Source organism: Flavobacteriaceae bacterium, from assembly GCA_003443635.1.
Classification (GTDB): domain Bacteria; phylum Bacteroidota; class Bacteroidia; order Flavobacteriales; family Flavobacteriaceae; genus AU392.
This window is the reverse complement of sequence record CP031964.1, coordinates 1,000,194-1,016,326: the sequence shown is the minus strand read 5'-3', so window position 1 is coordinate 1,016,326 and position 16,133 is coordinate 1,000,194. Positions and strand designations below refer to the sequence as shown.

General features: G+C 30.6%; 15 protein-coding genes. 11 read left to right on the top strand and 4 right to left on the bottom strand.

Going from position 1 to position 16,133, the window contains the following annotated elements; genetic code table 11:
• The first annotated feature begins 3 nt into the window (after positions 1 to 3).
• From D1817_04425 to D1817_04415, 3 genes are read left to right on the top strand one after another with little or no spacing between them, the layout of a single operon-like run.
• Positions 4 to 591: a LemA family protein gene (locus D1817_04425; protein AXT19137.1), complete on the top strand. Its 588-nt coding sequence runs from the start codon at positions 4 to 6 to the stop codon at positions 589 to 591.
• A gap of 4 nt (positions 592 to 595) precedes the next feature.
• Positions 596 to 1,036 (top strand): TPM domain-containing protein, encoded by a 441-nt coding sequence (locus D1817_04420; GenBank protein ID AXT19136.1) that lies wholly within the window; start codon positions 596 to 598, stop codon positions 1,034 to 1,036.
• A gap of 3 nt (positions 1,037 to 1,039) precedes the next feature.
• Positions 1,040 to 1,867, top strand: coding sequence for a TPM domain-containing protein (locus D1817_04415; GenBank protein ID AXT19135.1), 828 nt, complete (start codon positions 1,040 to 1,042; stop codon positions 1,865 to 1,867).
• Between the two features lie 26 nt (positions 1,868 to 1,893).
• On the opposite strand, the gene D1817_04410 is transcribed toward D1817_04415, so the two are convergent.
• The 4 genes from D1817_04410 to D1817_04395 all read right to left on the bottom strand — a co-directional run bounded on the left by D1817_04410 (position 1,894) and on the right by D1817_04395 (position 7,770).
• The gene (locus D1817_04410; protein ID AXT19134.1) at positions 1,894 to 2,829 is read right to left on the bottom strand and encodes a hypothetical protein; all 936 of its coding nucleotides are present in this window, start codon (positions 2,827 to 2,829) and stop codon (positions 1,894 to 1,896) included.
• Positions 2,830 to 2,834: 5 nt separating this feature from the next.
• A complete protein-coding gene (locus D1817_04405) occupies positions 2,835 to 5,393 on the bottom strand; it encodes a hypothetical protein (GenBank protein ID AXT19133.1) in 2,559 nt (852 codons plus the stop codon).
• A gap of 78 nt (positions 5,394 to 5,471) precedes the next feature.
• Entirely contained in the window at positions 5,472 to 6,779 is a 1,308-nt protein-coding gene (locus tag D1817_04400; GenBank protein ID AXT19132.1) for a ribosome biogenesis GTPase Der, read from the bottom strand.
• Between the two features lie 112 nt (positions 6,780 to 6,891).
• Positions 6,892 to 7,770, bottom strand: coding sequence for a GTPase Era (locus tag D1817_04395; GenBank protein ID AXT19131.1), 879 nt, complete (start codon positions 7,768 to 7,770; stop codon positions 6,892 to 6,894).
• Positions 7,771 to 8,175: 405 nt separating this feature from the next.
• Here D1817_04395 and D1817_04390 point away from each other — a divergent pair, with 405 nt between their 5' ends.
• The 8 genes from D1817_04390 (at position 8,176) to D1817_04355 (ending at position 16,133) form a co-directional block, all read left to right on the top strand.
• Positions 8,176 to 9,024 (top strand): hypothetical protein, encoded by an 849-nt coding sequence (locus tag D1817_04390; GenBank protein AXT19130.1) that lies wholly within the window; start codon positions 8,176 to 8,178, stop codon positions 9,022 to 9,024.
• Between the two features lie 107 nt (positions 9,025 to 9,131).
• Positions 9,132 to 9,794: a Crp/Fnr family transcriptional regulator gene (locus D1817_04385; GenBank protein AXT19129.1), complete on the top strand. Its 663-nt coding sequence runs from the start codon at positions 9,132 to 9,134 to the stop codon at positions 9,792 to 9,794.
• A gap of 76 nt (positions 9,795 to 9,870) precedes the next feature.
• The gene (locus tag D1817_04380; protein ID AXT19128.1) at positions 9,871 to 11,478 is read left to right on the top strand and encodes a glutamate synthase; all 1,608 of its coding nucleotides are present in this window, start codon (positions 9,871 to 9,873) and stop codon (positions 11,476 to 11,478) included.
• A 104-nt stretch (positions 11,479 to 11,582) separates the two neighbouring features.
• Entirely contained in the window at positions 11,583 to 12,338 is a 756-nt protein-coding gene (locus D1817_04375; GenBank protein AXT19127.1) for a hypothetical protein, read from the top strand.
• Positions 12,338 to 13,567 (top strand): sodium:proton antiporter, encoded by a 1,230-nt coding sequence (locus D1817_04370; protein ID AXT19126.1) that lies wholly within the window; start codon positions 12,338 to 12,340, stop codon positions 13,565 to 13,567. The genes D1817_04375 and D1817_04370 overlap by 1 nt, the downstream gene beginning before the upstream one ends.
• Positions 13,568 to 13,570: 3 nt before the next feature.
• Positions 13,571 to 13,957: a hypothetical protein gene (locus D1817_04365; protein ID AXT19125.1), complete on the top strand. Its 387-nt coding sequence runs from the start codon at positions 13,571 to 13,573 to the stop codon at positions 13,955 to 13,957.
• 7 nt (positions 13,958 to 13,964) lie between these two features.
• A complete protein-coding gene (locus D1817_04360; protein AXT19124.1) occupies positions 13,965 to 15,914 on the top strand; it encodes a thiamine pyrophosphate-binding protein in 1,950 nt (649 codons plus the stop codon).
• Positions 15,915 to 16,133 (top strand): hypothetical protein, encoded by a 219-nt coding sequence (locus D1817_04355; protein ID AXT19123.1) that lies wholly within the window; start codon positions 15,915 to 15,917, stop codon positions 16,131 to 16,133.

Genomic DNA, 16,133 nt, shown 5'->3' with positions numbered 1-16,133 from the left:
ATTATGAAAAAATGGATTGTACCTATAGTAATTGTAATACTCATTGCATTATGGGGAACAAGAGTAAACAACTCTGCTTTAGATTTAAAAGAGAGCGCAACAAAAACATGGGGAGATGTCGAAAGTAGTTATCAACGTAGGAACGACCTTATAGGTAATTTAGTAAAAACGGTTCAAGGATCTGCAGATTTTGAAAAAAGTACATTAGAGTCAGTTATTAGTGCAAGAGCCAAAGCAACTGCTGTAAATATTGACCCTTCTAACATTACTCCAGAACAATTAGCACAATTTAACCAAGCCCAAAGTGGTTTAAGCAGTGCTCTATCACGTTTATTAGTAACTGTCGAGCGTTATCCAGATTTAAAATCCAATACAAATTTTTTGGAATTACAATCGCAATTAGAAGGTACAGAGAATCGTATTAATATTGCCAGAGATCGCTTTAATGAAGCTGTAGAACCTTATAACAAGTATGTAAAAAAAATACCTAATAAGCTTATTACTGGTCTTTTAGGATTTGATGGAATGGAGTACTTTAAAGCAGAAGAAGGTAGTGAGAAAGCGCCAGATGTAGAATTTGACTTCAAATAAGATTATGCCTACTACTGTAGAAGATTTTTTAACAGCTTCTGAAGAACAAGAAGTGATTGAGGCTATACGTTTGGCTGAAAAAAACACGTCGGGAGAAATTCGTGTACATATCGAAAAAACTTCTAACAATACTTTAAATAAACGTGCTTTGGAAGTATTCTCTATCTTAAAAATGCACAATACTAAACTTCGTAATGGTGTATTAATTTACGTTGCTGTAGAAGAAAAAGCGTTTGTAATTTATGGTGATAAAGGGATTAATGATGTTGTTTCTTCAGATTTCTGGAATACCACTAAAAAAAGTATAGAAGATCACTTTAAAAATAAAAACTTCAAACAAGGTTTAGTTACAGGTATAGAAACTGCTGGTATACAATTAAAAAAATACTTTCCAGTTACAGGCATAAATGAAGATGAATTACCCAACGAGATCTCTTTCAACTAAATAATGCTGAAACATAAATACATAATCGGTCTTATTACGTTATTTATAAGCTTAAGTTTTACCCAAACTTATGCACAATTTGAGATTCCTGAACAACCAAAACTCCAAACTAGTGTTTATGATTATATTAAATTGCTTTCTATCTCAGAAAAAAACACTTTAGAACAAAAGCTCATAAAATATTCTGACACTACTTCTACACAAATTGTAATCGCTATTATTAATTCTACTGAAGGAGAAAACATAACTTATTTAGGAGCTACTTGGGGTGAAAAATGGGGGATTGGTCAAGAAAAAGAAGATAATGGTATTTTAATATTATTAGCTAGAAATGACAGAAGAATTGCTATAAATACTGGAAAAGGTATTGAACATTTGGTTACAGATGCAATGTCTAGGCGTATTATAGAGCGTGACATCATTCCTTTTTTTAAACAAAACGATTATTATGGTGGTTTAAATCGAGGTGTGGATGCTATTTTTGAAGTTATGACAGGTGAGTATCAAGGTACTAGAAAAAGTAATTCTGATGAATTTCCTTTTGGTGTTATTATATTTCTATTTGTTGTTTTTATTGTATTTCTTATTGCTATTTCAAAAAATCGCAGAGGTGGAGGCGGCAGAAATGGAGGTAGCCGAAAACGAGACACAGTAGTTGATATTATAGACACTATTATTCTCAGTAATTCTGGTCGTGGAGGTTACAGACGCAGCTCTGGAGGGTTTGGCGGTTTTGGAGGAAGTTCAGGAGGAGGGTTCTCTGGAGGCGGTTTTGGAGGAGGATTTGGTGGCGGTAGTTTTGGCGGCGGTGGTGCTTCTGGTGGTTGGTAATGCTTTTTTCATATAAAACATTTATTTTAATTCAATTTGACTGGTTGGTTTATAGAAGCTTTAGGTTTTAAGTAAATCGCATTATTTTTATAATCTAAAATTATATGAAATTTATAAAGGATATCAACTCCTAAAAGACCATCAGTGATATTTTGAGATAATACTCCTTTTTTAGCTCTAGACAAGGTAATAGTAACATCATCAAATACAATATTATTAAAATTAATCGATTTTACTTTACCTCTTAAGATTTTAGACTCATGTCCTGTAAATCCTAGACTTGAGCCAACCCTTATCTCTTTTATTTCTTCGACCAAATTATGTTTATCAACAAAAGGGCTAGATAAATCTAAAGTACCTATATTCCCTGTGTCGAATATAAAATTTCCGCTAATCTCTTTACCTCTTTCTAAAGTAAACTTCACAGGTATTACAGGTGAAGTTCTATCAAAGCCTATATGATGTTTAGTATAGGTATTTAAATCATTAATATCTTTAATTTTTTCATATAGTTTTATACTTCTTGATTTAAAATCTATTTGTGTTACAAATTTAGAAATAAGGCTATAACCTAATATACCTTGAATAGGCTCATCATCTGGCGATAATTTTATATGAGATAAATCAGCAATTGTAAAATCTAAACGTTTTAAAGAAAAATCTTCAAAATTAATTTTTTGTTTGCTTGCTACACCAAAAACTGCAGCTCCACTTACACCCATGTTGGGCATTATATATTTAGGTTTAATTCCTAACTTATCTGCTATAGATTTATCAATTGCAGGTGAACCAAATCCTGTATCGAAAACAAATCTCAACTTTTCTGAGCTATCGTTTACAGTAACCTCTAAAATAATCCACCCATCTTCTTCAAAAGGAATTTCACAATCCTGAGAAAAGATAAAAGCTTGGGAAAATAAAAATACAATTACAGTAAAACACTTCATAGCTTGACTTTTCATATCCACTATTTTTTTACAACAAATTCAAAGCTTTTAGACCCTAATAATCCATTATTATCTATCCCCTCTATATTTCCAATAAATTTAGCATTAACATCTGAACAGAAAAAACTAACGACAGCTTCACCTTTCTCATCAGTAATAATATCTGGCTTCCATAATAATGTATTTCTAGAATCTGGAAAAGGATCGCTTTCTTTATCATAATTAGGTTGATAAAATTCCCTAGTTTTATAATATCCTTTTACTTGAGTAAGGTTAAATTTTCTCAAAAGATCTTCTTCTGTAAATTTTGATTTTGACCCTGAATATTTCACCAACCCTCCGTTATTAAGGTGATATGTTTCACCTATTTCAGCTTTTCTAGTTCCACGCGTTCCTTTAGGATGATTTACACAATTGAATATATTATATCTGCAGACGTAATCTGTTGAAACAGAAGCTAGACTATCTAATTTTCCGAGATATTTATTCCTATAAATTTCATTATCTCCTTTTAGCAAAACCTCTTCGTTAACTAATGTATTTGATGTTATTTTAAATGGCTTTAGTTTTATTTTTTTATCTGTTTTTATTTGCAATATCGGGTATAATATTTCTGCATTACTAATATTCTTATTAATATTTTGGAAAGGGTATTCTAGTTTCACTTTATATTTAAATTTTTTATTGTAATCATTCGATCCTGCTTTAGAGCTTAACGGCTTTATGTAAACATAACCTCCTTTAGCATCCTTTAGTTGTTGATTCTCTAATCGAAATTCATTTTTATCATTTAAAAAAATGAAATCAGATGTACTCTCATTTACAGGATCATAAATTAAAAGTGAAAATTGCTCTTCTTGATATTCTTTTCCTTTAATAATAATCTTTCCTTTTAATTTATTAAAAACAACTTTTTTGTACTCATCAATACTATCATCTAATCCTTCTAATTGACTTTCACTCCACACATAAGCACGCCACCCTTGAGTTAACATTAATAAATCTAACATCTTTTCTCTATTCTTATTTTTTTCATCAAAATAAAAAGATGGATTATATATTTTACCTTTTAATTGAGTTCTTAAATAACTGTAAGTTAATATGTTTATTTTATTATTCTCATCTTCATAAATTTTATCAAAAACACTTAATCCAAAATTTCCTTGAATAGGATTATCATTATCATCTTTCACTTTTATCTTTAAAATAATTTTCTCTCTTTTTTCATACAACCCTTCTCTTGGTGTTACTTCTATATTCAATTTTTTATCTTGATTTACGTAAACCAACCTTTCAGCAATTGGCAAGAGATTCTCATTAAATATGGTAACTTCAGCTATACCTTGAGGTAAATCTTTTAATGGTATTTTAGCTCTTAATTTTTCTTTAAGCAGCATAGGTGAAATATTATATACGACTCCTCTTACTTGAACTCGAGTATATATTTTTTGTATTGGTTTTTCTAAATTATTAGAAATATCAAATATTAAATAATCTTTATTCCTTTCTTTTAATTGTATTTGTATACCTTTTTCTTTTATATCAGGTAGAGAATAAATCGTATCTTTTGAATAGTTTTTTAATTGAATATGATAAGAATGTCCTACCTTAGGTGTAAAATTAAATACTCCCATTCCATAATGTTCACTATTTAGTTCTAATAACGGTTTATTGTTTTCATAGAGTATCCCTTTAACATCTATTGGCAAACCTTTTTCATTAACTGCTTTAAATGCTAAATTATTTTCTAGTCCTGAAATTAAATTACCTCCTTCAGGAAAAACATCAAACTGGATATTCTCATCTTCATTATATGGAATTAATAAATTTATATATTCTTCTTTATCTTTATGTACAACTTTTAGTTTGATCTTAGAGTTGACAATTTCTTTTTTTAGAATAAAATTAACTAATGCTTTCCCTCTCTTATTTGATCTTTCTATTACATGATTAACTTCTTCTCCGTTTGACCATAATTCAGCATCTATTTTAGCTCTATAAAGATTATCTTCTTGTTTTGATAATATTTCTAAACTTAATTGAAGTGTATCTCCTTTTTTATAATTCTTTTTATTAAAACTATTCTTTACTATAATTTTAGAATCAATATTCCGCTTAATAATAATTCTACGTGTATCATAAAACTTTTTAGTGTTTTTATAGAATGAATGGGATGTGTATACTGATAACAAATAATTTCCAGAAGTTAGAGAATCGTTAACATAAATATGGCCATTTGTAAACCCATTTTCTATTTCATATTTTTCTTGCCAAACAATTTTATTGGTATCTTCTTCTAATAATTGCGTATATAATATTTTATCTAGGTTTGAAGGGGTAAAATATCTTGAGTCTAACACATAGGCTTTAAACCACATATCCTCCCCTGTTTCATAAATATCTTTACTAGTTTGAAGGTATATTTGATTAGGGGTTTTTCTGTTTGAAAGTTCATGAAAACTATTTACAAATTGATCTATTTTCAAATTATCATCTTGTGAAGAAACAAAGAAAAAAATTGAACAAAATATATACAACAAAATATATTTTAAACGTTTTTTTAAATAGTTTTTATTCATCATATAGGCAATCTTTAGTAGATTGACACCAAAAACAAAAAAAACCCTTAAAAGAAAGTTTTAAAAATAATTTATAAATTACTTCTTACGCATATACACACTTACAGGCACTCCGTTAAAATTAAAATGATCACGTAATTTATTTTCTAAAAAACGTTTATAAGGTTCTTTTACATATTGAGGTAAATTACAGAAAAATGCAAATTGCGGTTGTGGTGTTGGTAATTGCATTATATATTTAATTTTAACAAATTTACCTTTATTTGCTGGTGGAGGATAATTCTCTATTATTGGTAATAAAACATCATTTAACACACTTGTTTTAATACGTTTTGTTCTGTTTTTATAAACATCTACAGCTGTTTCAATAGCTTTAAATATACGCTGTTTTGTTAAAGTAGAAATGAATACAATAGGAACATCTGTAAAAGGTTCTATCTGTTTTCGGATATATTTTTCGAATTCTTTCATCGTGTTGTTTCCTTTATTCTCTACTAAATCCCATTTATTAACTAAGATCACAACACCTTTTCGATTACGTTCTGCTAACCAAAAAATATTTTGTACTTGACCATCAAACCCTCTCGTTGCATCTACCACTAATAAACACACATCACTATGTTCAATAGCACGAACACTGCGCATTACAGAATAAAATTCTAAATCTTCTTTTACTTTAGCTTTTCGTCGTATTCCTGCTGTATCTACCAAATTAAATTCAAACCCAAAACGATTATATTTTGTATCAATCGAATCTCTTGTAGTACCAGCAATATCTGTAACAATATATCTGTCCTCTCCTATTAACGCATTTATAAATGATGATTTTCCTGCATTAGGACGACCAACTACAGCAAAACGAGGCAATTCTTCTTGAACTACTTCTTCTTTTTCTGGTAGTGCTTCTACAATAGCATCTAATAAATCACCAGTACCACTACCATTTATACTCGCAATTGTATAATATTCACCTAATCCCAGGGCGTAAAACTCTACAGCATCTTGAGCTCGTTGTCCGTTATCTACTTTATTTACAACTAAAAAAACAGGTTTATTTACTTTTCGAAGTAAATTAGCTACATCTTCATCCATCCCTGTAACTCCATCCTCAACATTAACCATAAAAATAATGGCATCTGCCTCATCAATAGCCAATTCAACTTGTTTATCGATTTCAGCTTCAAAAATATCATCACTACCAACCACATAACCTCCAGTATCAATAAGAGAAAATTCTCTACCATTCCAATCACTTTTACCATAATGACGATCTCTAGTAACACCACTTACAGCATCAACTATAGCTTCTCTACGTTGTATAAGGCGATTAAAAAAAGTAGACTTACCAACATTTGGGCGTCCTACAATGGCAACTATATTACTCATATCTTAAGATTTAATTTGCATTACATATCCTGTAAGCGGCTGCAAAGATACTATTAAGTATTTAGTTTATAGTTATTGTATATCGGTTTGTTAGTTTTGTGCTCTAAAGAAGTTATTGATTATATCCAAAACGTTTTAGCTGTTTAGAATTTGATCGCCAGTTTTTATTAACTTTTACATATAACTCTAAATGCACTTGCTTTCCAAAGAATTTCTCTAAATCTTTTCTAGCTTCAATACCAACACGTTTTAAGGCACTTCCTTTATGTCCAATTATAATTCCTTTTTGAGTTTCTCTCTCAACCATAATTACTGAACGCATTCGAATAATATCTTCTTCTTCAAAAAATTCTTCCGTATCAATTTCAACAGCATAAGGAATTTCTTTTTTGTAATACAACAGTATTTTTTCTCTAATAGTTTCGTTAACAAAAAAACGTTCCGGTTTATCAGTAAGTTGATCTTTAGGATAAAAAGGTGGTGATTCTGGTAATAGCTCTATAATACGATTAAACACTTCTTTTATCTGAAATCCTTCTAAAGCAGATATTGGAAAAAATTCTGCGTTAGGAACTTTTTCTTGCCATAATTGTGATTGTTCTTCTAACTGCTCTTGATTAGAATTATCAATTTTATTTAACAATAATAAGACTGGGATTTTAGCATTTTTAATTTTATTAAAAAAAGCTTCATCTTTTAATTCTTTTTCTCCAATCTCAACCATATAGACCAATACATCAGCATCATCAAAAGCAGATTTTACAAAATCCATCATCGATTCTTGTAATTCATAAGCTGGTTTAATAATTCCTGGAGTATCAGATAAAATAACTTGAAAATCATCCCCATTAACAATTCCTAAGATACGATGGCGCGTCGTCTGCGCTTTAGATGTAATTATTGATAATTTTTCACCAATAAACGCATTCATTAATGTAGATTTCCCTACATTAGGGTTTCCTATAATATTTACAAAGCCTGCTTTATGCATTTTATCTTATTTGGCGACAAAGATACTCTTTTGTTCATGATGTTATTACACTGTTTTTCGTATTACTTTGGAAATTATTTTATGATTATAATTAAGTTTAATTATAGTAAACATGATTAAAAATAGTGTTTCAGGCGATCTAATCAACTAATTTAAAATGATTTAAGCAGCAACAAGTGCTTTTTCTATAGTTTATATTACTATAATATTTGAAGAGAACATAAGAAGTTATTTTAATTTTCTCTTAGGAATTGCTTTTTAAATGTTAAATGAAAACATATTATGAATAATATTTCTAAATTTAGAAACTTTATAAAACACATATATCTGAAAACTTTAAAAAATCATCAAGGCATTAAATTCTCGTTTATATTGAACAAGGTTACAGTAACACTTTTGTTTTTAATGCTTTTTACTACTAGTAATGCACAATTAAGTGATTTAGCTCGATTAGATTTCACTATTATCCCAGAAAACAACTCCAAAGTAGAATATACAAAATCAAGAGGTTTATTTAATGTTCCTATTAAATTAAAAAAAGAAGGAGAATATCTTTTATTAGGCTTAGATTATAGTAATGTTCAATTAATTATAAATCGTGAGAATCCTTCTTTTGACAAAGAATTAATTAACGATTTTCAATCATTAGATCTTACTTTAGGCTATACAAAACCTTTAAAAAATAATTGGAGACTTGGTGTTAGAGTTAAACCAGGTTTTAGTACAAATTTAACCGCTAATAATTTGTCTTTTGAAGATCTAGTGATTTCTGCTGATGTTGTATTTATAAGAGAACGTGAATTTGAAAACGATAAAAAAGATCGATTAATTTTAGGAGTTACTTACTCACAAAATAGAGGTTACTTTTTCCCTTTACCATTTATAAGTTATTACAAAAAGTTTCATAAAAAGTGGTCTTATAATTTAGGGATTCCAAAAACCAATTTACAATACCATTTATCTTCAAAACATCGATTTAAACTCTCGACAGAATTAGATGGGTTTACGGCAAATTTGCAAAACGGCATTTCTATTGACGGACAAAACGATATAGCAAGAATACTTAATGTTTCTACTATTTTAGGTGGGCTTCAGTATGAGTATCATATCATAAATCATCTTGAATTTTTTGCGCAAGCTGCATATACATTTACTAATAATATAAGATTAAGGACAAATAATAGAGATAATCTTTTTACTATAAATAACGAATCTAGTTTGTTTTTAAAAACTGGAATTCGTTTAAAAATATAGGTTTATATACATCATATTGTCGTGTAGAGTAAGTATTGGCTTTTTTTCAATATTTTTTATCATCCGAATTCTATATTTTTGAGTAACCCTTTAATACAATTTATATTTTGAACACATTCACGAAGTATTGGTTTTTAGAAGGTTTCAATCTTTTTAATAAATTAGGAAGGTTAACTATGATGCGTATGTGCGAAATTTTAGAAATGGATAATATTGAAAAAGGTAAAACAATACACCTGCTCAATAAAGATGAAAAAAGCATTTTCTTTCTTAAAAAAGGTTCTGTTAAAATTGTTGATACTGTAAGCCAAAATGTAAAATATATTGTAAAAAAAGGACATATTTTTGGAGAACTCTCACTTTATGATAAAGAAGCTGCTGCTCAAGAGCAAGCCATTGCTTTAGAAGATTGTATTGTTTGTTTTATAGAGTCTGATCGTATGGAACGGATTATGGAAAAACATAAATCTTTAAAAAATGGTGTTCTCAAAATCTATGGAACACGAATAAAAAAATTAGAACGAAGGCTTCACGATTTATTATATAAAGATAGTAATACACGCATTAAAGAATTTATAATCGATTATCTAAACGAGTTTGGTGAAGAAAATGAAAATGGAGTATTAGTCGCAAAAAATTTATTAACTCATAAGGATATCGCAAATCTCACAAATACTTCAAGGCAGACAGTAAGTAACGTGTTAAGTACCATGCGTAAAAACGAACTAATTAAATATGATGTAAAGCATATTATAGCAACTAAAAATTAAAAACACTATTAGATAGAACACAATTCTAATAGTGCAAAACAACATATAAAAACTTTAAAAATCAGAAATATCCATTATGAAAAAACCAATAGCCATTGTAAAAATCTCAGAATTAGAAAACAAAAAGCCTGTACATGCTCTAGTTAACGGACTTGATCTTGTTGTTGTAAAATTTGATGAGGATATTTCTGTTTTATATGGGAGATGCCTTCACAGAGGAGCTTTAATGTCTGATGGGTATATAGATGGACATAATCTTATTTGTGGTGTTCACGGTTGGGATTATCGTGTAGATTCTGGAGTTTCAGAATATAATAATAAAGAAGTACTCCATAAGTTTTCTACTAAAATAGAAGGAAATGATCTTTTTGTAGATGAATTTGAAATTGATGCCTATTTAGAAAACCATCCACAGCCATTTAATCGTGATCAATATTTAGGTGCTTATGCCGATACTCATCCTGAAGATACTGAACCCTATACTAATTATATAAAAGAGTTAGCTCAAAATGGATTAAAAAACATTGGTCATCATGGGTTTTCAGCATCTATGGGGGTCGACAGAAATACACTTCCAAATTGGAATGATATTCAGTTTTTACCAGCACAATTAGCTTCAAGACCCTTATTAGATGAAGAAGATGTTGTTACTAAAGTGATCATTGGTCCTAATGCTAAGAAGCCATTAGAGTTAGATATTCCACTTTTTGTAAGTGACATGAGTTTTGGAGCCTTATCTCGTGAAGCAAAAATTGCTTTATCAAAAGGTGCTGAGCTAGCAGGAACAGGAATTTGTTCTGGTGAAGGTGGTATGCTTCCTGAAGAACAATCTAACAATTCAAAATATTTTTACGAACTAGCTTCTGCGCAATTTGGATTTACATGGGATAAACTTGATAATGTACAAGCGTTTCATTTTAAAGCTGGTCAAGGTGCTAAAACTGGAACTGGAGGTCATTTACCAGGATCAAAAGTAAGTGCAGAAATTGCTCAAGTTCGTGGGCTTAAAGAAGGTGAAACAGCTATTTCTCCAGCAGCAAACCCAAATTTTCATACTGTTCAAGATTTTAAGGACTTTGCAGATAAAGTAAGAGAACGTACAGGAGGAATACCTATTGGTTTTAAAATAGCAGCGAGTCATATTGAAAAAGATATTCAATTTGCCTTAGATGTTGGTGTCGATTATATTATCCTTGATGGCCGTGGTGGCGGAACAGGTTCTGCTCCAACCATTTTAAGAGATCATATTAATGTACCAACAATTCCGGCTTTGGCAAGAGCAAGAAAATATATGGATAAAGTTGGCGCTACAGATGTTACTTTAGTAATTACAGGAGGTTTACGCGTTGCAGAAGATTTTGCCAAAGCTATGATGCTTGGTGCTGATGCTATTGCTGTTTCTAATTCTGCTTTGCAAGCTATTGGTTGTTTAGGTATGCGGGCATGCGGATCTAATAATTGCCCTGTTGGTATAGCTACACAAAAAGAATCATTACGTAGTCGTATTATTATTAACGAATCCGCAAAGCAATTACACAATTATTTTGACGCTACAAATAACCTCATAAAAGTTGTAGCAAGAGCTTGTGGATATGATGATATTTCAAAATTTAATCATAATGACTTATCAACTTTTAATACAGATATGCATAAATTAACAGGAATAAATTATGCAGGTATTTAGATCGTAAACTTAAATTGCTAGTCTTATTTTTATTAAATAAACCTAATAGAAATTTGAATTAAAAAAGAAGTATTGTTAAAAAGAAACTAAAACTTACTCAACTAATGAAAATACAAATGCATTTAGCAGCTCAATATCTAGCTACTGCTGGAATTAGTTTTATAGAAAAGAGAGATGACGACAGTCATACTAATTTGGGGTGGGTAAGTAATTTAGCTTCTCTGCAAACACATCCATTAAACAGTACTGGAGATGTTTTATCGCTAAACTATAATTCTTTTTCTTTAGAATGGTTAGTAAATAATACTGTGACTAATCATTTTTCGTTACACAAAAAAACTCATAAAAATATTGTAGAATGGATTAGTAAAACTAGTGAAGAACATGGAATTACAATCCCATATGCATATAAGTTGCATTATGATTTGCCATACAAAGCAATAACTGATGATTACGTATTTGAATTAAAAAACCGTAATGAGCTGGATGTTTTAATTAGTTACAGAACTCTTGCTCAGCAAGCGATAGAATTTACCTTAAAAAACTATAATCTTATAACAGATATTAGAATTTGGCCTCATCATTTTGATACTGGCTCTTTCTTTGTTGATTCTAATGGTATTGGTATCGGTGTTGGCATGGCTATCCCTGACAATATGATAAATGATTTTTATTTATATGTTAGTGGTTATAAAGGTCATGATAATATAGAGTTATCTAACACAAAGGAAATTAAATACGGTCGTTATTATAATAACGAATGGAAAGGTATTGCACTACCAATTACTGGAATCAATAAAGAAATAGCTATTAACTTTTACGAAAATGCAATTAATAATTACACAAAACCATCATTATAATGTTCGACATATTTATAGGTATTACCGCACTTGCGGGGCTGTTAAGTTATCTCAATTATAAATTTTTAAAGCTTCCTGAAACTATTGGCATAATGATTCTATCTATTGCAGCATCATTACTATTTGCCTCGGTTTATTTTATTGATGAAAGCTATTTTACAGAACTCACACACACGGTTAGACAAATAGATTTTAAAACTATTTTATTCGATTTTTTATTAGGCATCCTTCTTTTTGCAGGATCTATTCATGTTAATTTACATGGTTTGCTTAAAGAAAAAGGCTCTGTAATTATCTATGCTACTTTTGGTGTACTTGTATCCACATTTTTAATTGGCAGCATATTCTTTTATACTACAAATGCTATAGGTTTACCTATAGATTATTTGTATTGTTTAGTTTTTGGTTCTTTAATTTCACCAACAGACCCTGTAGCAGTACTAGCTTTATTAAAAAAAGCTGGTGCCCCAAAACATATGGAAATAAAAATTGTAGGAGAATCATTGTTTAATGACGGTGTAGGTATTGTCGTATTTTTATCTCTATTCTCTTTAGCAACAATGGCCCACGAATTCGAAATTACTCATATAGCAAAAGAGTTTGCTTTAGAAGCAGGCGGAGGATTGCTAATGGGGTTTGTTTTAGGGTTTATAGGAAAACGTTGTATACGAGGAATAATTGATCAACCAATAATAGCTGTTCATATTTCTTTAGCCATTGTATTAGGTGGTTATTGGCTATCTGATTTTATTGGTGTTTCTGGTGCTATAGCCATGGTTGTTGCGGGGCTTATTATTGGCCACAGTCTTCATTCAAAAGAAATTCCAGATGATCTTAAAACTCATATGAATATCTTTTGGAAAGTCTTGGATGAAATTTTTAATGCTGTGCTTTTTGTTCTTATAGGAATAGAAATTATTGCACTTGATTTTAATTTTAATCATCTAATATTAGGGATAATTTCAATTTTCATTGTGCTTTTTTCAAGGTACATCGCAATTCTTTTATCTAATTTTTTACTTAAAAAATCACATAAAGCAAACAATAAAGAGCGGATTATATTAACCTGGGCTGGGTTAAGGGGAGGTATTTCAATTGCATTAGCATTAACATTACCTGAAGGAGATATAAAAGATATTATTTTATATGCTACTTATGTAATAGTTGTATTTTCAATTATAGCACAGGGTTTAAGTGTAGAAAAAGTTATAAAAAAATTATTAAATTAAATTATGGAAAATTGGTATGTTCCCATTACAATTTTACCAGGAATTGGTCTGTTAATCTTATCTACATCTAATCTTTTAATTGCGTTAAGTAATGAAATTGCAGAACGGATACAACTTAAAAAATGTAATGACTCTATAACAACTAGAAAATTAAAGCAATTACATCTATTAAATAAAGGTTTGGTAGGTTTATATGTAGGTGCTGCAACTCTAGTTGCAGCAGGCATACTTTTTGGAATTCAGAATTTCTATGATATTTCACAAAACATTGGCATTGCATTAATGCTTGTAGGAGTCTTATCTACATTTATTTCTATATCTTACCTTATTAAATATTCTGTAAGAGCCGTAAAAATAAGGCAAGATCAATTTAACGAATCAACATACTAAATAACATATGAGTACTAAAAAACTAGTTTGGCACAAAGTATTATTAAACAAAAGTGAATTACCTGAAGGTAGAGTAAAAACAGTAACAGCAGATCATAAGGGGATTTGCTTAACACATTATAAAGGTAAATTTTCTGCATTAGATAATAAATGTCCGCATCAAGGAGGGCCTTTAGGAGAAGGATCTATAGAAAATGGATTATTACGCTGCCCTTGGCACGGTTGGGATTTCGACCCTTGTACTGGTTTACCACCAGGTGGATATGATGATGGTATCGATACATTCCCTGTAAAAGAAGAAGAGGGGTCAGTTTTTGTTGGTATTGAAGAAGAAGTACCTCATGAAGAAACTATTTCTGATGTTATGGTAGAGACGATGGTAAATTGGGGCGTGAATACTGTTTTTGGAATGGTAGGGCACTCAAACCTTGGTGTCGCTGATGCAATGCGCAGACAAGAAAAACAAGGGAAACTTAAATATTTTGGAATCAGACATGAAGGCGCTGCTGCTTTTGCTGCTTCTGGATATGCAAAACTTACAGGGAAACCTGCTGCTTGTTTTGGTATTGCAGGCCCAGGTGCTACGAATATGTTTACAGGAATGTGGGATGCAAAAGTAGATCGCGTACCACTTTTGGCGCTATCTGGTCAAATAAATACACAAGTAGTTGGTACTGGTGCTTTTCAAGAAGTTGATTTAGTCAAAGCTTTTGAAAGTGTTGCAGAATTTAATCACGCCGTGCATTTAAATTCAAATCATAGTGAGCTAATGTCTTTAGCTATTAAAAATGCACTTATAAAAAGAGATGTTACTCATTTAACGTTTCCGGACGAAGTCGCCTTCACAAAAAAGCCTGAACACGAAAAACCACAAACACCAGAAAATAGAATTACTCCATTTAATATTACACCTCCCAAAGAGATGACTGAAAAGGCAGTTGCTTTGCTTAAAGAGGCAAAAAGGCCTGTAATTATTGTTGGGCATGGAGCACGTTTTCAAATGGAATCTATTATTGCTTATGCTGAAAGTCTTAATTGCCCAGTAATTACAACTTTTAAAGGAAAAGGGCTTATTCCTGATAATCATCCTTTAGGTTGCGGTGTTTTAGGGCGAAGCGGAACACCAATAGCGTCTTGGTTTATGAACGAATCTGATGTATTACTTGTATTTGGAGCATCTTTCTCTAACCATACAGGGATTACACCAAAGAAACCTATAATTCAAGTTGATTTTGATGCAATGGCATTAAGTAAGTTTCACAAAGTAGATGTAGCACTTTGGGGTGAAATTTCGGAAACGCTTAAACTTATTAAAGAACAAACACAAGGAAAAACAAATGCTATAAATCAACGTGATGAAATTGTCGAACGATGGAGTTACTGGAAAGAAGAAAAAGAAAGCAGATTAAAAGATTGTGGTAATGCTTTAAGTTCTATTGCAGTATTTGATGCTATGAATAAAATCACTCCTGAAAATGCTGTAATAGCGGTAGATGTTGGAAATAACACGTATTCGTTTGGAAGGTATTTTGAGCCAAAAAATCAATCTGTTTTAATGTCTGGATATTTGGGCTCTATAGGTTTTGCCTTACCTGCAGCTATTGGAGCATGGGCAGCTCAAGGTCATGAGCGTCCTATATGGTCTGTTTCTGGAGATGGAGGTTTAGGGCAGTATTTAGCAGAAATTACGACTTTAGTAAAGTATAATATGAATATTAAACATATTGTTCTTAATAATTCTGAATTAGGAAAAATTTCTAAAGAACAACGTGCAGCAGAAGTTGATGTTTGGCAAACATCTCTTAAAAATCCAAGTTTTGCTGCTTTTGCAGAAAATTGTGGTGCTTTAGGGATACGTGTTGAAAAGCTTGATGAATTGATTCCGGCAATGGAGCAATTAAAAGCACATAACGGACCTGCATTGTTAGAAATAATTACAGATGTAAATCTTATATAAATGGAAACAGTTATTCAAATTGTAGTAACACTTTTAGGCTTATATTTTGGAATTGGAGTTTTATTCGGCATTTATTTTTTTGTAAAAGGTTCTTTTTTGTTAGACGAATTAATAGCAGAAAGCAAATGGACTGTACGTTTACTTTTAACTCCAGGAGCTATTGGTTTATGGCCTGTTCTTCTTATCAAGATAATTCGAATTCGTAAACTAAAAACATAA